Genomic DNA, 19,077 nt, shown 5'->3' on the forward strand with positions numbered 1-19,077 from the left:
AGCATGACTTTACAACAATTGGAATATGTAATCGCCTTAGATACTTACAGACACTTTGTTACAGCTGCCGAGAAGTGTTTTGTAACACAACCGACAATAACTATTCAAGTAAAAAAACTGGAAGATGAAATAGGGTTTTTAATTTTTGACAAGAGTAAATTCCCCATAAGACCAACAGATTTAGGTGAAATGTTTATCCAGAAATCAAAAGTAATTTTACAGGAAGTGAGCGAATTAAAAAATATGGTACGTATAGAGTTAGATAACTTGGAGGGGGAGTACCGACTAGCAGTGCTACCCACAATATCACCGTATTTAATTCCCTTAATATCAGGTGCTTTTTCACAAAAATACCCAAATACAATTCTAAAAATACAAGAGATGGAGAGTGACCAAATTATCTTAGCACTCCAAAAAAAAGAAATTGATATGGGGATATTAGTAACCCCTTTAAACGAGCCGTTTATCAGAGAGATCAAATTATATAATGAACCCTTTATTTTTTACGGTCAAAAAAATTATTTTGAGAAGGATAAAAAATCTATAGCTGTAGAAGAAATAGAAAAATTGGATAATATATGGCTTTTAGAAAAAGGGCACTGTTTTAGAAATCAAGTGCTAAATATTTGTGGAAATGTAGAAAGTACAAAAACAATTCAGTTTCAAAGCGGCTCCATAGAAGCCTTAAAGAAGATGGTAAACAATTATGGCGGATTTACCTTAGTTCCTGAAATGGCAATTGATGCTAACGATAGTGGTGCTGCTATTCATTTTACCGCACCTAAACCTGTACGAGAGGTAAGTTTAGTAACACACCACTCTTTTAGTAAAGATGTTTTGTTAGATGCTTTACGTTTAGAAATATTAGATAAAACGCCCGAAGAGTTTGTCAAAAACGAGCGTTTTTTTAAAATTAATTGGAGGTAAAAAGTATTTACTTCAAATGTTCTAGTACATCCTGTGGTTCTGCTCTATTTCTATAGTCAGCGTCTAAGAATGCATATTGGATAATTTTGTCTTGACCAATTATATAGGTGGCAGCTAAAGGTAATTCTCCTTTATCATTCCCATTAAAGTTGCTTAGGCCAAATCCATTTTCATAAATTTCTTTGACATCCTCCGTTAGTTTAAAGACAACTTTATATTGGTAGCCAACCTTATTGTCAAGATCACTTAAAACTTCAAATTCTAAATTATTTTTTTCTTTTGTAGAAATAGAATTGTCGGGCGTTTCAGGCGTAATTGCTAATAGACTTGCTCCTAATTTTTTAAATTCAGGTAGTGCTTCTTGCATATAGTGCAATTGCATATTGCAATAAGGACACCATCCACCTCGATACCACATTAAAATTACCGGACCATTTTTTAGTTCGTCATACAGTGTAATTTTTTCTCCGACAGCATTTGGTAAGGTAAAGTTTATAGCGGTGTCTCCCACCTGCAAAGCTTTCTGCGTAATTTCATTATGTACTACTGAAGCAATACCTTCTGCATATTTCTTTTTTTTATCTGCTGATGCCGTATGTTCAAAAGCCGTTTTTTTTTCGTTTAATTCGTTTTCTAAAGGTCTTATCTTATTTTTCGTTTCCATCTTTTTATTTTGTATTTAGTACGTATCTATTCGCTATTAATTACACGAGTAAATTACTATTTAAGAAATTTGAAGTTACGTAAAAACGAATGACACCATGAAAAACTCATGCTATGAGAGCACTAAATATAGTGTTAGGATCAGTTTATCCTTTAAGAAACATTTTTTGGAGTAAAGTTGGAAATAGATCGGTACTATTAAACGGTTGTGCCTAATTACAAATTCAATTGTTGTAAAACTAATAGCTGTAGCTTAATAGATTATTATTCTTAACCAGTACTATACTTGAAAAATATCTTAGTTTTAGCTATTAAAATACCTATTGAATACATATGGATAGTATAATTACTTATAGCTTAAGTGTTTTTATGGCCTTTTTTGCAATTATGAACCCTATTGCAAATACACCCATTTTTTTAGGGCTTGTAGAAGGAAAAAATAAAGATCAGAAAAAAAAGATTGCCAAGACAGCTACAATCACAGCTTTTATAATTGTAGTGTCCTTTATTTTTGCTGGGAAATATATTTTTGAACTTTTTGGAATCACTATTCCAGCATTTAAGATTACCGGTGGAATATTAATATTCTATGTGGGGTTTGAAATGCTGATGTCTAAAAAATCTAAGATACAAAGTCCTGAAGATAATGAGGATGATAGCAGTGTAGGGATATCGCCTTTAGCTATTCCTATCCTTGCAGGACCAGGGACAATCGTAACAGGAATGAATTTTGTAACCAATGCAAGTTATACACACATAGGTATTGTAGTTGGTATTTTTGGGTTGATGATTTTATTGACCTATTTGGCTTTTGTTTTAAGTGACGTAATTGTAGAAAAAATAGGAGAAAACTTAATCGCTGTTATCGGAAAATTGATGGGCTTAATACTTGCTATTATAGGAACTGGAATGATAATAGAAGGTATTAAATTAAGTTTTACGTTATAAGCAGATTGTTATCTGTATCCCATGCTATGATCATTGTACAGCAATAAATGCAAAAAATAATTAAATGAATTTTCTAAGAATAATTTTAAGTATAGCTGTAGGGTTTCAAGTTTCTTGTCAGGAGGCGAAGAAAGAAGAGCCCATTCCGTCTTCAAAAACAAAGAAAGCAAGTATAAAAGTTGAACCACAGAAAAATAAATTAGATATTTTAATTGAACTTTTTGAGCAAAAATCTATTTACAAGGCTAGAGGTTTTGATTTTCCTATTGCAAAGCCAAACGCTAAGGGATACTATAATGCGCAACCTTTTGGAGATAATCATCATCTTGGTGATGATTGGAATGCCGTTACAGGCGGAAATTCAGATTTAGGAGATCCTATCTATGCCACAGCAAATGGTTTTGTTAATTTTGCTGTTGATGTTGGTGGTGGTTGGGGAAAAGTAATCCGTATCTGGCATACCACAGTGGATGGGGTAGTTGTAGAGTCTTTATATGCACATTGTGATACCATAATTATAGAACAGGGTCAATATGTTTTTAAGGGCGATAAAATTGCAACCGTAGGAAACGCAGATGGAATTTACTTGGCACATTTGCATTTTGAAATAAGAGATGATATCACACTACCCATAGGAAATGGATACTCAGTAAATACAGCGGGATATCTAGACCCTACTAAATTTATTAAGGCGCATAGAGAATAAGAATTAGTTTTAAATTTACGCATGAAAAGGAATAGTCTTAGGTACATTTTAATTGCTCTATGTATTTCAGGGATTAAGATTGCTAAGTTTCCTTATCAAGATATTTAGATTGGAACCATACCTTAATATTTTAGGCTTAAAATTGGCATCATTTTTTTGATCCATATAACCTAACATTCTTTAATTTATCTTGTAGAAAGCAGTACTTGCAAATCTGATATATATCATAGATTGTCCAGGTACTCTTGGGTTACCTTAGCGGTAACTTTAAAAGATTGTATTGGGACTTCATATTATATTAACAATTTATGTGCTTATTGCGTTAACTTTAGTAGTTAGCATCTTGTTGCATGGCGCTAAGCCATCAAAAACACTAGGTTGGTTATTGGCAATATTTACAGTTCCTGTGGGGGGTATTTTCTTGTATTTATTGTTGGGTAGAAATAGAAGAAAGAATAAGTTGATACTTTTAAAGAAAGAACGTTTCTTTCAATTTCCAAAACCTTCCTTGGAACATATGTCAGCAATGCATGGGCAGTTTAAAAAACTCATGACTTTAGTGTATCGCAACTCCCACTTTCCACCAACCGAAGGCAATGATTTACAATTATTAAAAGATGGGGAAACTACTTTTGAAGCTATTTTTAAAGCCTTAGATGCTGCACAACACACCATCCATTTACAGTATTACATTTTTGAAGAAGGAGAATTAGCAGATGCTTTTTTAATTCTTTTTGCTAAGAAAATTAAAGAAGGTGTTTCTATTCGGATGATTTATGATGGGGTAGGGAGTTTTTCTTTAAGTAAAAAATATATTAATAAGTTGGAGGCGATTGGGGTTGAGGTGTATCCTTTCTTACCATTTAAATTTGGCCGATTTTTTAGATCATTAAACTATAGAAACCATAGGAAAATTATAGTTATAGATGGTTATACTGGGTTTACTGGTGGAATAAATATATCTGATAAATACCTTAAAGGTGATGAGGCACTTGGAAAATGGCATGATATGCACTTGCAAATTATAGGACCAGCAGCCACACATTTAGATTATGTTTTTACGCTAGATTGGTATTTGGTGAGTCAGCAAGAGTGTACACCAGCCAAAAGAAATAGCGATGTGAAAGTAGGAACCAATAGTTTGGTGCAGATCGTTGCTGGTGGTCCAGATGACGATTTTGCTTCTTTAGAGCAGACCTATTTTTCAATGATAAACAAAGCTGAAAAATACATTTATATTACCAATCCGTATATTATTCCTGGGCAAGCACTATTACAGGCTTTACAAACTGCTGCGCTAAGTGGGGTGGATGTGCGACTATTGGTTTCTGAAAAAGCAGATAGTAAAATAGTAGGGTGGAGTGTACGCTCTTATTTTGAAGCACTTTTAAAATCAGGAATTAAAATTCACCTTTTTCCAGATGGTTTTTTACACAGTAAAATTATAGTGAGTGATGATGTGATAAGTACTATAGGCACAGCAAATTTAGACGACCGTAGTTTTGAACAGAATTATGAGGTCAATGCAGTAATGTATGATAGCGCTTTCGCAAAGCTTCTCAAAGCAGATTTTTTAAAAGATGCTCATCGAAGTAAAAGTTTAACCTATGTAGAATTTGTAAATAGACCGTGGAGTGATAAATTAAAAGAAGGTTTTGGCAAGTTGTTCAGTGCCCTTTTATAAAGATATAATACAAATATTTTTCAAAATTTCTCTCATAATTAAGCGTCTTATGTAACAAAAGTTACGGTAAAAATGAGTACAACATATTAAATTAGTATTGTGAAAATAGCTAACCAAATAATTTTTATTTTATTTACTACTATTACCTTATTCAGTACGTTAAAGAATACAGGTACACTAGGGTATTATATTGTATTTACGGATAATTTTGTTGAGAATTTTTGCGAAAATAAAAGTAGACCAGCGTTAGAATGTAATGGAAAGTGTGTGCTTTCAAAAATGCTTTTACAACAAGCAAGTGAAGATAAAGAGCCTTTAAAAATAGATTTTTTAAGAAATGAAACAGTATTGTTTTTAGGAACAATTTTTAATATTGAATTTGTAACCCCTATGAATACATCCTATCTTAATTTAGGATATCATATTACGTATTCCTTTAAACTAATAGCCCAAATTACGCACCCACCACAAATTTAAGATGATACTTCGTTACTAAATTACTGAACGCTCTTTTAGAGCCTTCAGTGCTGTTTACATGTATAATTTTAAATATCAAAAATATGAAAATCACCTATTTTTTGATGCCTGTGCTTTTTTTATTCGGGCAGCTAATTTCCGCACAAAATTTTAAGGGTAAGGTCCTGGACGAAGAGAACAATAGTCCCCTTACTGGAGCATATATAATAACACAAACTGGAAAAGGTACCTATACCAATGAGAATGGAAATTTTCAATTGACAGTTCCACAAAATGGGACTTCAATTACTATTTCATATCTGGGGTATAAAACCATCCAACAGGATATTTTTCCGGCCAAAGAAGAAAAACAATTCTTATTAAAAATGACTCCTATAGAAGTCACAGGAGTTTTGGTTACGGGTAATGCTAAGACAGATCCTGTATTTGCCCTTGAAACTAATGATTATGTTAAAAAAACAGTTCAGCCTAAAAATGTGGCTGATTTGTTTGCCGATGTTAATGGTTTTGCTCTAATTAAACGAGGGAATTATGCTATTGATCCTTCATTTAGAGCTACGCAATATGAGCAATTAAATGTACAGTTTGATGGCGGTACAAAAGCGATGCACGCCTGTCCTAACCGTATGGATCCTATAACAACGCATGTTATTCCTGAAGAGATAGAGAAAATAGAAATTATAAAAGGACCTTATACGGTTCGGTATGGCGCAACATTTGGCGGTATTGTTAATTTGGTAACTCAAAAACCTAGCAATGATGATTTTGGTTTAAGTGGTAGTGTGCATGCAGGGTATGAAAGTAATGGTAATTCACTGGTTTCCATGGCTCGTTTGCAACAAGCAACAGAAAAGTACGATCTTGTTGGAAATGTTGGCTTCAGAGATTTTGGAAACTATGAAGATGGTGATGGGGTAGAAATTCCTTCCTCTTTTAGGAGCTTAGATTTTGGATTACGTGTAGGGTATAATATTACCGAGAACCAAAGAATCCAATCGCATTGGAGAAAATCATTCGGAAGAGATGTATTGCACGCAGGACTCCCTATGGATACTGAGGAAGATAATAGTTCTATTATCTCAATTGATTACGCTTTAGATGGTTTACAGGGTGTTTTAAAAGGAGTTGATGCTAAAGCATATTATAGCTATGTAGATCATGTGATGACCAATACACGAAGACCTAGTTTTATGATGACGGAAGCTGTTTCTGCTATAGATGCAACTACCGCTGGAGGTAAAGTAGAATTACACCTTAAACCTTCTGATAAATTTTCGCTATTCACAGGCGTAGACCTTTTGCACATCGCTAGAGACGGAGACCGTACGCGATTGGTAAAACAAAATATGATGGGAGCAATTTTAACGCCTATAGCATATACAGATAAGGTATGGCAAGATTCTTATATTAATGATTTTGGTGTTTTTGTAGAAAGTAGATATCCTATAAGCCATAAAACTATTTTAGTGACAGGTTTGCGTTATGATGGGGTAACTTCTGAAATAAAAGATCCTGAAGCAGATTTCGCTGCGTTATATCCAGATTTGGATAAAAGAACAGAGCATAATATTAGTGGTACGGCTTCTATAAAATATGCACAATCAGAGCAGTTTTTAATGGAGATAGCGTATGGTAGAGGTGTCCGTTCTGCGAATATGATAGAACGCGTAATTAATCATTTTACAGTAGGTCAAGATTCCTATGAATACATAGGTAATCCTAATTTAAAGGCAGAAGTAAATAATCAGTTTGAAATTGGTTTTAAAGGATCTTTACCTATTTCTAAAGAAAATGCAGGTAAGTTTACCTACCAGACATCGTTTTATTATTCTTTGTATGAAAATTATATTGTTGCTGTAATTGATCCCTCTAAAACACGAAAATTTATGCCGACTAGTGAGCCTTTGAATCCAAAGGTATTTAGGAATTTAGATGAAGCTTATAAAACGGGTTTCGAAATTAGTACTGGGGTAGATTTTTATAAAAATTTTAATTTCACAACAGCCCTAGCTTATGTATATGCTAAAAATAAAGATTTGAGTGAATCTTTGCCTTTAGTGCCCCCTTTAACGACTCGTTTTAAACTGGCTTTTGAAAAAGAAAAATTTTGGGCTAGCGCAAATTATACCTTAACTTCTAAACAAGAAGATATTGCTATTTCATTTGGCGAACAGGTAACTCCTGGTTACGATGTTTTAGATTTACGATTGGGTTTTATTCCTTTTAAAAATATAACATTAGGGGTAGCAGCGCTAAATGTATTTGATAAAACATACAGTAATCATCTTAATTTTGCTTTCAATAATCAGGCAGCTTTTGGTACGGTTCCGATCAATGATCCGGGTCGAAATTTATCAGCTTTCGTACAATATAAATTTTAATAGATAAAAAAAGTGAGACCTCTTGGTCTCACTTTTTTTTGTTTTTAAATTTAAAATAAATAGGTACTGCTAAGCAGCAAACTATACCTACTTATTTATACTTATTTACTTTTTCACTGAGGTCAAATACCTTAACTTCCTTCATTTCTTTTGCTACAATACTTGATCCTGCTGCACTTCTATACCCACCAGCACAGTGAACAACAATAGGCTTATTTCTAGGAATAATTTTAATTGAATGACGAAGTTCATTTAAGGAGATGTTCATCGCATTGGCGAAAATTTTACCCTCATGTACTTCACTTTTATTTCTAATGTCTAGAATAGTGTAATCTTCCGTATGACCTTCAAAAGCTGAAAAGTCAAATTTATCTGATTGCTCCATGTCTATATTTGCTAAAGTTACTACGGCTTTTATTTGTGCTTCATAGCCAATTTTAGCAATGCGTTCTATAATTTCTTGCCTTTTAGTGATACTATCAACAACCAGGTAATAAGGTTCATTGGGAGCTATGATAGCACCTAGCCAAGTTTCAATTTTATCATCCTCATCTCGTGCCATAATGTTTATGGAATTGGGGAGGTGGTTATTTTTGAAATCAATTTCATTTCTAGTATCTACTACAGTAATATTTTTTTCAACTGTAGCTACCTCCATTAAAAAAGGAATTTTGGCAATACTAGGTTCAACAGAGGTGGCTCCACTTTTATTTAGGTCTACATCAAATCCAAAATAAGAAGGAATAAAAGGTTGGTCTGCTAATATATGATCTGTAAAATCTTTTTCTGATAAATTTTTAAATGCCCAATTACTCTTACGCTCTTTACCAAGCGTGCTGGAAGAGTCAGTACTCATATTTTTCCCACAAAGTGATCCTGCTCCATGAGCTGGATAAAGGATAGTTTCATCGGGTAGTTGCTTAAATTTATTTTGGATGGTTTGAAACATAGCTCTTGCTAATTCTTCCCGTTTCGCTTTCATGTTTCCTACTTTTTCTCTTAAATCAGGCCTACCTACATCACCAATGAATAAAGTATCTCCTGTAAACATGGCATGCTTAGATTTTTTATCTTTTGCTACAATGGTAATACCGTCTGGAGAATGTCCTGGTGTGTTTAGCGCAGTGAAAATTACTTCACTCATGGAGAAAGTATCACCGTCATCAAAGGTTTTGTGCGGATAATCTGCACCAACTAATTTACTAGTATAAATAGTAGCACCTGTTTCATTATGGATTTGTAAATGACTGCTTACAAAATCTGCATGCGGATGGGTCTCAAAAACGGCAACAATCTGCGCATTGTTTTCTTCGGCAAATACATAATAAGGTTTAGGATCCCTGGAAGGATCTACCAAACTAATTTTATCACCACTCAAAATTGCATAAGAGTAATGAGCTAATGGTTTGTCTTGAAATTGTTTAATAATCATAGGGCTTACAATTTTAAGGTTTAAAAATAAAAGAAATATCCATTTCGATATAATACAATCGAAATGGATATTATAAAATTAAATAGTTTTCTTAGCAAGATACCAAGCTACTTTTTCAAGAGAATCATCTTTTAATCGAGCATTAAGTTCGTCTAGGGTTTTAGGAGGAGATACAATAACTTTGTCTCCTCTTTTCCAATCTAGTGGCATGGCTACTTTGTACTCATCGGAAGTTTGTAAGGCATCAAGCGCGCGAAGTATTTCATCCATATTTCTACCAACGTTTAGTGGGTAATACATTACCAAACGTATTTTTTTCTTTGGATCAATAAAAAAGACGGCTCTAACTGCTGCAGTTTCGCTTTCATTGGGTTGTAACATGCCATATAATTTAGACACCTTCATGTCAATATCAGCTATGATTGGAAAATCAAAATATACTCCGGTAGTTTCTCGTACATTTTGAACCCACCCTAAATGTGCATGAATGCTATCAATACTTAATCCTAATAATTCCGTGTTAAGAGCGTCAAATTCGCCTTTTCGGGTTGCAAAACCACTCATCTCAGTGGTACACACCGGAGTAAAATCTGCCGGATGTGAAAACATTACAATCCATTTGTCTTTAGCAAAATCTGACATTTTGATTTTACCTTTAGTGGTTACTGCTTCAAAATCAGGAGCTATATCTCCTATTCTTGGCATTGAAACAACTTGTTCTGGCACTACATTTTCGTTATTCATATTATAGTTTTTATCTATTATTAAATATTATTCAATAAAATTAAACTATTACATTAATGCTGTCTGTAACCCGAGTTACATTAGAGGGGTTTTAACAGTTTTTAACAATTTTAAAATTTGCTGTCAATTGGATAATTTCATCAGGAATAGTGTTTATTACATTATTATAATTCATGGCGACTCTCCCTATTTTCATTCCATGAGTTTAAAGTGTTAAAGGTCATTTCTGCAATATTTTCAACGGCCTCAACGGTCATATAGCCTTGATGTGGGGTGAGTAATACATTTGGTAAGCTCAGTAATTTTTTAAGCACTTTATCTTTTATTCCAATTTCCGAAAAGTCTTTAAAAAAAGTTCCCGCTTCTTTTTCATATACATCGGTGCAATAGCCAGCAATTTGTTTAATTTCAAGGGCCTCAATAATAGCTACAGTATTAACATGGGCGCCTCTAGCGGTATTTACGATAACTACATTTTTTTTCATTAAAGCCATTCGCTCTTTGTTAATGAGATAATAATTATCTTCCGTAAGGGGTATGTGCAAACTAATAATATCTGATTCAATGCACAATTGATCTAAGCCTACGTATTTTAGATTGTATTTGGTTTCTAAATCATAATTAGGGCTAATATCATAAGCAAGAATAGTACAACCATAACCATTCATGATACTGGCCATTGCCGAACCAATGCTTCCTGTACCAATTAAACCAACTTTTTTACCGTGTATATTAAATCCCATTAGGTGCTTCTGAAGAAAGTTGTAAGCTTTAACTTGAGTGCTTGCAGTGACAATTTTACGGTTTAAAGCTAGTAGTAGTGCACTTGCATGTTCGGCAATTGCATACGGAGAATAATCTGGAACATTGGCTACTTTAAAGCCATAATTCTTAGCGGCAGTTAAATGTACATTGTTATGCCCTGCAGAGCGCAATGCAATATATTTAACTCCTAAATCCCAAAGTTTTTCTAATACTAATGAGGAAGCATCATCTCCCGAAAATATTGAAATTGCTTGATATCCTACAGCTTTTAGTGCAGTTTCGCTGGTTAAAGCATCTTTAATAAAACTTATTTTTTGGTTTTTTGAGTTCGCTTCTTTGAGAAACGGAATTTCAAAATCTTTACTACTATAGAATAATATTTTCATGAGTGATTGTGATTACAAAATAATTTCTAGGGTATCATTTAATTTAGGAATAGTAACATTCCAGTGATATACATCTCTAATTTTTACTTTAAAAATATCTAAAGCACTAGGTTCTCCATGGATTAAGAATACATTTTCGGGTATGTTTTTTATCTCATTTAACCAATCTATTAACTCCCCTTGGTCTGCATGTGCGGATAAGCTTTCTAAATGATTTACAGAAGCTTTAACGGGATAGTACTTTCCATAAATCTTTAATTCATGAGCGCCATCTAATAATTGCCTGCCTCGGGTACCTTCTGCTTGGTAACCTACGATTAAAATAGAAGTAGATGTTTTGTCTATCATTTGTTTTAAATAGGTTAAAACACGCCCACCAGTTACCATACCACTTCCCGCAATAATTATTTTAGGTCTAGGGTTATCTATTGTTTTCCAAGTATCACTATACGATGTAATGATGTTGAAATGTGTACACATTGCATCATATTCTGCTGAAGATAATTTGTGCCATTCTGGAAATTCCTGAAATACAGACAACACATTATTTCCCATGGGGCTATCAATAAATATTGGGATATTCGGAATTTTATTCTTTTTGAATAATTGCCACAACGTGTACATTAAAGATTGTAAACGTTCTACAGCAAAAGAGGGGATAATTAAGTTTCCGCCATTCGTAATTGTCTTATGTACCAAATCAACTAGCATGCCTTCTACATCTTCTTTAGGATGTAACTTATTGCCATATGTACTTTCTAAAAACAAGTAATCTGCCCATTGTGGCTTTTCTGGTTTAGATAGTAAGACGTCGTGAATTCTTCCAACATCACCAGAAAACACAAATATTTTCCCTGAAATATCTAGTTCTATAAACGTTGCTCCAATAATATGTCCGTTATATCTAAATCTCAGTTTTATAGTATCAGAAAGCGGTAACCATTTGTCTTTTTCGGCGGACTCAAATTTCGAAATCGTGTTTTTGGCCTCATCTACAGTATAGAATGGTACTGCAGGATGATGCTTACTATACCCTTCTTCATTTGCTTTTGTGGCTTCTTCTTCCTGAATTTTGCCACTATCTAAGAGTATAATTTCTGTAATAGCTAATGTTGGAGCGGTACCAATAATTTTACCTCTAAAGCCTTCTTTCACTAATCGTGGTAAATATCCAGTATGGTCTAAATGCCCATGCGTAAGTAAAACAACATCGACTTTTGAAGCATCAATAGGTAAAGGTGCCCAGTTAATTTCGCGGAGTTCTTTTAATCCTTGAAACATTCCGCAATCTACCATAAGGTTTAGATCGGGAGTTTCTAAATAAAATTTAGAGCCTGTTACTGTACCTGATGCGCCAAGAAAATGAATTTTTAGAGTGTTCATAGCTTAAGGATTACAAAGTTGTTTAAGTTCATTAATTATACTTGCCTTTCTAGATTTGGATATGCCGAGATGATCAAATAAAAATTGTTCGTCCCATAATTGCCTGCAAAGAACGATGCCTCTATCTAAAAGAAACTGCTTCTCTTTATTGGATAATAATGTAGAAACCGTAATGGGATAGAGGTTTAAGCGATCTATGCGATCTTTTAAACCATCGTTTTTGGGAAAATCCCAACTAAGTAAATATAAGCCAACACAATTTCCATATGTAATCGCATCGCTTGTAAAACGGGTGTTGGTAACGACCCAACCTTTATCAAGTATATTGGTTTCAGCTGTTTTTGATTCCCAATGTGCTTTTACATCGATATAGCGCGATTGAATATAAAGCGGAATTTTCACATTGCAATTACGGCCTTCTTCAGAATGAAATTTGCATTCAATGATTGTAGACATTTTGTTTTTCTCTGCTATTACATCTATTTCATGGGTAACGCAGATTCCGTTTAAAATTTTACTAACGGTAGTTTTATAGCCAGAATAGGTGAGAATAGCTGCGACAAATTGCTCAAAAGGAAAACCAGTAGGGCCTAATTCATAAATGGCCTTTTTTAGTTTGTATTTAGAGGCAAAAACAGATTTGTTCTTTTTTAAAAGGGCAAAAGCGCGATTATAGATTTCATGGGTAGAAATACCGTCATAAAGTTCGTCTTTTACTTTAGCAACAATTTCTTCAACGACGTTATGACTAGCACCACTATATTTTAATGAATTACGTAATTTATCTAAGGAAAACAGTGCTTTTTCCCCTGAAGATTTAGTGACTTCAATTGCTAAGTTACGTTCCATTTTATTTTTTTAGTTGCACATCTACTTCGGGTATTTTAAGTAATTGAAGCGTAGTAGAGGCAAAGGTTACTGTACCATTTGTTGCCTTAATTTCTTTTTGGATTGCTTCAAACAGTTCATTCTTAGTTGCACGTCTGCGTTTATAATCAGTAATGTATCGCAGGTTTATAGCAATCCAATTATCCGTTAAATTAATCGCTATGGAAGGTTCTAATTTAGAATCTTCAATATAATAATGCTTTACCATTTGTTTCCATTTGGTAATGGAGTTTTGGGTGTATTCTGATAAGAATATAGTAGCCTGTTTCTGGATAATACTTTTTGCAATATCTAAATCAGATTCGTAGGTAATTAGAATATTCAATTCATCCCAAACAAAAGGAAAATCCATGGAGTAATTCTTAATAGGACCTTTGAAAACAAAGGCATTACTTATTTTTACAATTCTACCAGAATAATTATCACTACTCACCCATTCGCCTATTTCCATCAACGTGGTGTAAATACTGTCAATATCTATTACGTCACCTTTTATTCCGTTAATTTCAATACGATCACCAGGCTTGTAAATACGGACAAAGAAAATATAAAAGGATCCCGCAATACTTAAAATTAGTTCCTGAAGTGTAAAAGTGATACCTGCCGTAAAGAGTCCAATAATAACCGTGTAATCTTCTAAATTTTTTACTGTAAAAGATAAAATAACAAGAAATATAATAAGGGCATACCCAATAATTTCAATCCCCTTTTGTGCTTTATAACGAATGGATATATCTGCTATTCTTTTCTTTAATAGTTTTCTAAAAAAACCAATTAGCGCTAGAATTACAGATATCCAAATTAATAATTTGCCTATTTTAATAACTGTTGGGTGCTCTAATAAGGCATTTATAGTATCCATATAGTTTCTTAAATTGAACTTTTTTTAGGATTAAAGGTTAATGAAGTGCTAGAATGGGAGTCCTAGCATCATAACCAATTTCTTTCACTAGTGGTTTTGAAAAAATACTGCTAAAGAAAAAATGTCTTCGATTTATAAACGCAATCATATCACTATCTCTACTCTCCATAAATGTGGTAATACCTTTAGCAATACTTATATCAGAAAGTGTATGAAAACTACATGCTATTGTACTAAAAATATCTTTTAATAACATTTTGTTTTCTTGCTGAATTTTTGATAATTCATCTTCTTTACTAATATGTAATACGCATACAGATGCACCATGCATCTTAACAATTTCGATAAGATAGTTTAGTTCTTTACGTTTATAATTAGTTTTAAAATCGGTAGGAAAAACTATTTCCTTTAGGGACATAAACCGAACATCTTCAGGAACAGCTAATACAGGACAAACAGTAATTTTTTCCATCGCCTTTACCGTATTACTGCCAAAAATGACCCCTTTGGTACTTGTAGCACCCTGAGTACCCATAACCACTAAATTAATATCTTTGGCAGCAATAACACTTTTCATAGCCTCAGACAAAAAATTTAGACTTGAAATAGTATGATAGGTATGTTTTGGATTGTCAGCATGAAGTTTTAAAATATCTAAAAGCTTACGAAATGATTCTTCGGATTTTTCTTTTGTAGTATCGTAAGCCTCACTGCCAGGTTCTGGGAGCGTTAAATCATCTGTTGTGTAACCCTCTAGATTAAATACATGAAGAAAATAAAAATCACAATTGAGCTTGGCATATAAATCCAAAGCATAGCGTGTAGCATTTAATGCATTTTTCGAAAAATCTGTGGGGATTAATATTCGCTTATTCATGATGTTCTTTTTTTAGTTTGCTACGTAAATTTAGTTGGAGTAAAGCAATTCATCTATGACCATTGTCATTCCTTATTCGGAAGAATTAGAAAGGGGATGTTTGCATACATACTCACATCTTTTATTACAGGTTCCCGCATTAACTTTTCAAGAAAACTTCTCTTTTGATGTACCATACACAACAGGTCTATTTCCCTTTCTGTTATAAATTCATTGATTACTTGTGCTTTTTCATTAAAATCTTTCATAGTAGCGAAAGAGTGTGGATAGTCTTTTAAGTAATTATCTAGTAACTTATATTTAAGTTTTTGCTCGGCATCTAAATTTGCTTCTTCAAAAATATGCATCACTCGTATTGCCGCATTTGTTTGCTTTGCAATTAAAAGTATAGGTGCAATATTATTTAGGGAACACCCTTGTTTAAAATCGGTTACAAAAGCAATTTCTTTTGGAGCTTTGTAGTCTATTTGTTTGGGGATGACAAGCACAGGACAAGTTTTAATGGCATTAATGATTTGAACCGTATTACTGCCAAAAAATAATTCTTTAGCGCCAGTTTCGCCTCTACTGCCCATAACCACTAAATCTATATCATATTCTTTACTCGTGTTTTCTATGTTTTTAGTTAAGTTACCTTCTTTAGATAAGGCAATATAGGTATGCTTTGTGTTTTCTGTATCTAAAGTTATTTTATGAATAAACTTTTCTAACCTTTCTATAGATTGATCTTCAATCTCTTTTAATTCATTTTTATTTGATAAGAAGGGAGCCCTTTTATTTTCCAGGGGAGTCATCTCATCATACACGTTTAGAATGTAAAAAGTACAAGGCTCTTCTTTGAGTAATTTTGCACAATAAAATAAAGCACAATACGCATCATTTGAAAAATCGGTGGCTACTAAGATAGATTTCATTTCTCTTTTTTTATAATTGTGGAATTACCATTAAAGGCACATTAACATGAAATCCTATTTTTTTAATAATAGGCTCCATAAATAGACGCTCAAAAAATGTATGCTTGTTTTGAATCATGACAATTAGATTAATTTCCTTTTTCAATTGAAAATCATTTACAGCTGCAATAATTTCATTGTCTGGTACATCATGGAAAGTTGCATAATTAACCAGTAGTTTGTCTAATTGCTTTTTGTGTTCTTTTTGTACGATATCAAGTTCATTTCCGGTGCGCACATGCATAATATTAATTTGTGATTGATGATGTTTTGCAATTTGTAAAAGCCCTTCAATTTCTTTTTTAGGATAGGTTATTTCAAAATCTGTAGGGAATAGAATTTCTTTTGGTGCTGCGTATTCAAAAGAATCGGGTACCACGATCACAGGGCATTTGGTGCGTTTGATTATACTAACGGCATTGCTACCAAATAGAATTTCTTGGGCACCAGAGGCGCCTTTGGTGCCCATGACAACAAGATCAATTTTTTCAGCTGTTGTCATTTCAAGAACTTCATTCAAAAGTGTGTTAAAAACTGTATGCGTTTTTATAGTATGCTTAGGGTTAGGGTGTTCTGTTTCAATTTTTTCTTTTAATTCTTGTATTCTAGACACTGACGTTTCTCTCATAACATCACCTAAACCAATTAAGCCTGGGCTACCAATAAGGTATTCTGTTTGATAAACAGTGGGGTTGTAAGTATGTAAAAGATAAAAGGTGCATTTTATATCATTGTAAACTTTTAAAGCATATTCGATAGCTTTATAGGAGTTCTCAGAAAAATCAGTAGGAAGCAATATTTTTTTCATGACGCTTTAATTTTACGTTGGAATAAAATTACCCAACTTCATGCAATAAAAGCATGATATATATCAGTTCTATTTGTACTATATTTTATAAATTTATAGTACAAAAAAGATAACAAGATGAAAAGTAGTTTCGATAAAATAATAGATTCAAGTACCCCTGTATTAATAGATTTTTTTGCAGATTGGTGTGGTCCATGTAAAAGTTTGGCACCTATTTTAAAACAAGTGAAAGAAGAAATGGGTGATGCTGTTAAAATTGTAAAAATTGATGTGGATAAAAACCAATCTTTAGCCTCTAAATATCAAGTAAGAGGGGTGCCCACAATGATGTTATTTAAAAATGGAAAACAACTTTGGAGACAATCAGGTGTACTTCAGAAAAATGATATTATAACTATTATTAAATCGAAGTAAGGATACTCACTTTTATTCGTGTAAGACCAAAAATGGTACGTTGGTATGGTAGCTTATTTCTTCAACAGTGGGGCGGAACAAGATGCGCTCTAAAAAGTTTAAGTTTTTAGCCACCATTACCAACATATCTATATTTTCATTCTTCGTGAATTTATCTATAGCGGCGTCTAAATTATGACCTTCTAAAGTGCTAAAATTGTGTGTAATATCTTTAAAATAATAGGCTAGAAATTCTTTATTTTTTGTTTGCAAAGAACTCATTGTTTCATTTTTGCTTTCTATATGCAGAAAATTAAGTTGTGCGTTGGTTAATACCGATATATCTTTTAAGAGTGATAATATATGTAAGTTATAATCAATAATATAATCGGTTGGAAAGCCTATTTTTTTTGGTTTATGGTAGGAGGTGTTTTCTGGTACTGCTAATACTGCGCACTTTACTTTAGTGATTACGTTTCCTGTGTTGCTTCCTAAGGTTAATTTTTTTAGACCAGAAGCTCCTTTAGTTCCCATGATAATAAGGTCTATCTTTTTATTGCTTACCTCATTTTTTATATGATCAACAAAAAAACCGTAAGTAGCTGAGGTGTGAAAAACATGATTGGTATTAAAAGGCAATTCGTCGATACGTTCTAACAGCGCATCAAGCTTTACTAAGTTCTCTTTTAATAGCTCTTCTTCGATAAGATCTGGTGCAATGACCAGAGCAGTATCTCCACCAGTTGCAGCCAAAACAGGACTTATGTGCGTAAGATAAAAAGTGCAATTAGATTTTTTAAACAATGATAATCCGTAAGCAATAGCATTCCAAGAATTTTCAGAAAAATCTGTTGGGATAAGTATATTTTTCATGTGGTTGATGTTGTTAGCGTGATAAATTTTGAAGCACTAAAAAAGGTACGTGTATTTTAAGACCTATTTCGTCTACAGTAGACCTGTACAGCATATCTTCCAAAAAGGAATGACGAGAATTTACCATGACTAAAAAGTCTATTTCTTTTTCTTCTATGTTTTTCATTATGGCCTTTAGTCTATTTTCAACTGGAGTCTGTTCAAAATTTAAATACGCACCAGATAGGCTTTCTTCTAGAAATTTTTTGTTGTCTAACTGACGCAAACTCATCACTTCAAAATCTGAGATATGCAGACAATATACGGTAGCCTTAAACTCATGTGCTAAAGCGTTCAATAACTTTAGTTCACGGCGTTTATAAGGCAAATTGTAATCTGTTGGAAATAGAATTTTTTTAGGCTGACGATAGCTATAGGATTCTGGTATAGCAAGAACAGGGCATTTTACATATTTAAATACTTGAACGGTATGACTTCCAAAAGTTATTTTTCTATCTGCCGTTTGGCCTTTGGTTCCCATGATTACAAGGTCAATATTTATTTGATTGACCGTATCATTTACAGCATCTACTATGGATTCAAAAGTAGCTATTCCTTTATATTCATGTTTGGGGTTGTGAATTTTTTCTTCCTTATCGCGAATAAGGTCACTAAGTAATTGTTTTGCTTTTTTTTCAATAGAAGTCTTCCGCTCAGAAATAGAAAGATCTGTTGTGTTTTTAAATTCGCCGTAGACTTCATCGGCATAGGCATGAACAAAATAAAAAACTGTTTGCTCACATTTATATAAATTTAATGCATAATCAATAGCATGCATCGCATTTGTAGAAAAATCTGTGGGAATCAATACAGTGGTCATAGCTTTTATTTTTGATATCACTTCAAAAATATCTTTTGATACACTAATTCCCTATGATAATTATCATA

General features: G+C 33.1%; 19 protein-coding genes. 7 read left to right on the forward strand and 12 right to left on the reverse strand.

What is annotated here, in order from left to right:
* Nucleotides 1–3: 3 nt before the first annotated feature.
* Entirely contained in the window at nucleotides 4–927 is a 924-nt protein-coding gene (locus GQR94_RS15350; RefSeq protein WP_158976601.1) for a hydrogen peroxide-inducible genes activator, read from the forward strand.
* Between the two features lie 7 nt (nucleotides 928–934).
* On the opposite strand, the gene GQR94_RS15355 is transcribed toward GQR94_RS15350, so the two are convergent.
* Nucleotides 935–1,591 (reverse strand): peroxiredoxin-like family protein, encoded by a 657-nt coding sequence (locus GQR94_RS15355; RefSeq protein WP_158976603.1) that lies wholly within the window; start codon nucleotides 1,589–1,591, stop codon nucleotides 935–937.
* Between the two features lie 332 nt (nucleotides 1,592–1,923).
* Between GQR94_RS15355 and GQR94_RS15360 the strand changes: the two genes are divergently transcribed.
* The 5 genes from GQR94_RS15360 to GQR94_RS15380 all read left to right on the forward strand — a co-directional run bounded on the left by GQR94_RS15360 (nucleotide 1,924) and on the right by GQR94_RS15380 (nucleotide 7,786).
* Nucleotides 1,924–2,538, forward strand: coding sequence for a MarC family protein (locus GQR94_RS15360; protein ID WP_158976605.1), 615 nt, complete (start codon nucleotides 1,924–1,926; stop codon nucleotides 2,536–2,538).
* Nucleotides 2,539–2,602: 64 nt separating this feature from the next.
* Entirely contained in the window at nucleotides 2,603–3,244 is a 642-nt protein-coding gene (locus GQR94_RS15365; RefSeq protein WP_158976607.1) for a M23 family metallopeptidase, read from the forward strand.
* A gap of 280 nt (nucleotides 3,245–3,524) precedes the next feature.
* The gene (gene cls, locus GQR94_RS15370; protein ID WP_158976609.1) at nucleotides 3,525–4,928 is read left to right on the forward strand and encodes a cardiolipin synthase; all 1,404 of its coding nucleotides are present in this window, start codon (nucleotides 3,525–3,527) and stop codon (nucleotides 4,926–4,928) included.
* 99 nt (nucleotides 4,929–5,027) lie between these two features.
* Entirely contained in the window at nucleotides 5,028–5,405 is a 378-nt protein-coding gene (locus GQR94_RS15375; protein WP_158976611.1) for a hypothetical protein, read from the forward strand.
* 83 nt (nucleotides 5,406–5,488) lie between these two features.
* Nucleotides 5,489–7,786 (forward strand): TonB-dependent receptor, encoded by a 2,298-nt coding sequence (locus GQR94_RS15380; RefSeq protein ID WP_158976613.1) that lies wholly within the window; start codon nucleotides 5,489–5,491, stop codon nucleotides 7,784–7,786.
* A gap of 91 nt (nucleotides 7,787–7,877) precedes the next feature.
* Here the strand turns inward: GQR94_RS15380 and GQR94_RS15385 are convergent, their stop codons facing one another.
* From GQR94_RS15385 to GQR94_RS15425, 9 genes are all read right to left on the reverse strand, one after another.
* The gene (locus GQR94_RS15385) at nucleotides 7,878–9,218 is read right to left on the reverse strand and encodes a rhodanese-like domain-containing protein (RefSeq protein ID WP_158976615.1); all 1,341 of its coding nucleotides are present in this window, start codon (nucleotides 9,216–9,218) and stop codon (nucleotides 7,878–7,880) included.
* Between the two features lie 78 nt (nucleotides 9,219–9,296).
* Nucleotides 9,297–9,962, reverse strand: a complete 666-nt coding sequence (locus tag GQR94_RS15390; protein WP_158976617.1) for a peroxiredoxin — start codon at nucleotides 9,960–9,962, stop codon at nucleotides 9,297–9,299.
* 164 nt (nucleotides 9,963–10,126) lie between these two features.
* On the reverse strand, nucleotides 10,127–11,113 hold the full coding sequence (locus tag GQR94_RS15395; RefSeq protein WP_158976619.1) for a 2-hydroxyacid dehydrogenase: 987 nt from the start codon (nucleotides 11,111–11,113) through the stop codon (nucleotides 10,127–10,129).
* A 12-nt stretch (nucleotides 11,114–11,125) separates the two neighbouring features.
* Nucleotides 11,126–12,496, reverse strand: coding sequence for an MBL fold metallo-hydrolase RNA specificity domain-containing protein (locus GQR94_RS15400; RefSeq protein ID WP_158976621.1), 1,371 nt, complete (start codon nucleotides 12,494–12,496; stop codon nucleotides 11,126–11,128).
* A 3-nt stretch (nucleotides 12,497–12,499) separates the two neighbouring features.
* Nucleotides 12,500–13,345, reverse strand: a complete 846-nt coding sequence (locus GQR94_RS15405; protein ID WP_158976623.1) for an ATP cone domain-containing protein — start codon at nucleotides 13,343–13,345, stop codon at nucleotides 12,500–12,502.
* A 1-nt stretch (nucleotide 13,346) separates the two neighbouring features.
* Nucleotides 13,347–14,246, reverse strand: coding sequence for a mechanosensitive ion channel family protein (locus tag GQR94_RS15410; protein WP_158976625.1), 900 nt, complete (start codon nucleotides 14,244–14,246; stop codon nucleotides 13,347–13,349).
* Between the two features lie 37 nt (nucleotides 14,247–14,283).
* Nucleotides 14,284–15,123, reverse strand: coding sequence for a universal stress protein (locus GQR94_RS15415; RefSeq protein ID WP_158976627.1), 840 nt, complete (start codon nucleotides 15,121–15,123; stop codon nucleotides 14,284–14,286).
* 65 nt (nucleotides 15,124–15,188) lie between these two features.
* The gene (locus tag GQR94_RS15420; RefSeq protein WP_158976629.1) at nucleotides 15,189–16,037 is read right to left on the reverse strand and encodes a universal stress protein; all 849 of its coding nucleotides are present in this window, start codon (nucleotides 16,035–16,037) and stop codon (nucleotides 15,189–15,191) included.
* 10 nt (nucleotides 16,038–16,047) lie between these two features.
* Nucleotides 16,048–16,884 carry a universal stress protein gene (locus GQR94_RS15425; protein WP_158976631.1) on the reverse strand — a complete coding sequence of 279 codons (837 nt, stop codon included), beginning with the start codon at nucleotides 16,882–16,884 and terminating at the stop codon, nucleotides 16,048–16,050.
* 117 nt (nucleotides 16,885–17,001) lie between these two features.
* Here GQR94_RS15425 and trxA point away from each other — a divergent pair, with 117 nt between their 5' ends.
* Entirely contained in the window at nucleotides 17,002–17,298 is a 297-nt protein-coding gene (gene trxA / locus GQR94_RS15430) for a thioredoxin (protein ID WP_158976633.1), read from the forward strand.
* Nucleotides 17,299–17,310: 12 nt separating this feature from the next.
* Here the strand turns inward: trxA and GQR94_RS15435 are convergent, their stop codons facing one another.
* A complete protein-coding gene (locus tag GQR94_RS15435; protein WP_158976636.1) occupies nucleotides 17,311–18,150 on the reverse strand; it encodes a universal stress protein in 840 nt (279 codons plus the stop codon).
* Nucleotides 18,151–18,163: 13 nt separating this feature from the next.
* Nucleotides 18,164–19,009: a universal stress protein gene (locus tag GQR94_RS15440; protein ID WP_158976638.1), complete on the reverse strand. Its 846-nt coding sequence runs from the start codon at nucleotides 19,007–19,009 to the stop codon at nucleotides 18,164–18,166.
* Nucleotides 19,010–19,077 lie beyond the last annotated feature (68 nt).

The organism is Cellulophaga sp. L1A9 (assembly GCF_009797025.1).
GTDB lineage: Bacteria > Bacteroidota > Bacteroidia > Flavobacteriales > Flavobacteriaceae > Cellulophaga.

What these genes read in the sequence shown, in the direction of transcription:
- GQR94_RS15350 (WP_158976601.1), top strand. Translation starts at nt 4, where the DNA reads ATGACTTTACAACAATTGGAATATGTAATCGCCTTAGATACTTACAGA.
- trxA (WP_158976633.1), top strand. Translation starts at nt 17,002, where the DNA reads ATGAAAAGTAGTTTCGATAAAATAATAGATTCAAGTACCCCTGTATTA.
- GQR94_RS15360 (WP_158976605.1), top strand. Translation starts at nt 1,924, where the DNA reads ATGGATAGTATAATTACTTATAGCTTAAGTGTTTTTATGGCCTTTTTT.
- GQR94_RS15405 (WP_158976623.1), bottom strand. Translation starts at nt 13,345, where the DNA reads ATGGAACGTAACTTAGCAATTGAAGTCACTAAATCTTCAGGGGAAAAA.
- GQR94_RS15415 (WP_158976627.1), bottom strand. Translation starts at nt 15,123, where the DNA reads ATGAATAAGCGAATATTAATCCCCACAGATTTTTCGAAAAATGCATTA.
- GQR94_RS15435 (WP_158976636.1), bottom strand. Translation starts at nt 18,150, where the DNA reads ATGAAAAATATACTTATCCCAACAGATTTTTCTGAAAATTCTTGGAAT.
- GQR94_RS15420 (WP_158976629.1), bottom strand. Translation starts at nt 16,037, where the DNA reads ATGAAATCTATCTTAGTAGCCACCGATTTTTCAAATGATGCGTATTGT.
- GQR94_RS15440 (WP_158976638.1), bottom strand. Translation starts at nt 19,009, where the DNA reads ATGACCACTGTATTGATTCCCACAGATTTTTCTACAAATGCGATGCAT.
- GQR94_RS15355 (WP_158976603.1), bottom strand. Translation starts at nt 1,591, where the DNA reads ATGGAAACGAAAAATAAGATAAGACCTTTAGAAAACGAATTAAACGAA.
- GQR94_RS15365 (WP_158976607.1), top strand. Translation starts at nt 2,603, where the DNA reads ATGAATTTTCTAAGAATAATTTTAAGTATAGCTGTAGGGTTTCAAGTT.
- GQR94_RS15380 (WP_158976613.1), top strand. Translation starts at nt 5,489, where the DNA reads ATGAAAATCACCTATTTTTTGATGCCTGTGCTTTTTTTATTCGGGCAG.
- GQR94_RS15385 (WP_158976615.1), bottom strand. Translation starts at nt 9,218, where the DNA reads ATGATTATTAAACAATTTCAAGACAAACCATTAGCTCATTACTCTTAT.
- GQR94_RS15425 (WP_158976631.1), bottom strand. Translation starts at nt 16,884, where the DNA reads ATGAAAAAAATATTGCTTCCTACTGATTTTTCTGAGAACTCCTATAAA.
- GQR94_RS15410 (WP_158976625.1), bottom strand. Translation starts at nt 14,246, where the DNA reads ATGGATACTATAAATGCCTTATTAGAGCACCCAACAGTTATTAAAATA.
- GQR94_RS15395 (WP_158976619.1), bottom strand. Translation starts at nt 11,113, where the DNA reads ATGAAAATATTATTCTATAGTAGTAAAGATTTTGAAATTCCGTTTCTC.
- GQR94_RS15400 (WP_158976621.1), bottom strand. Translation starts at nt 12,496, where the DNA reads ATGAACACTCTAAAAATTCATTTTCTTGGCGCATCAGGTACAGTAACA.
- GQR94_RS15390 (WP_158976617.1), bottom strand. Translation starts at nt 9,962, where the DNA reads ATGAATAACGAAAATGTAGTGCCAGAACAAGTTGTTTCAATGCCAAGA.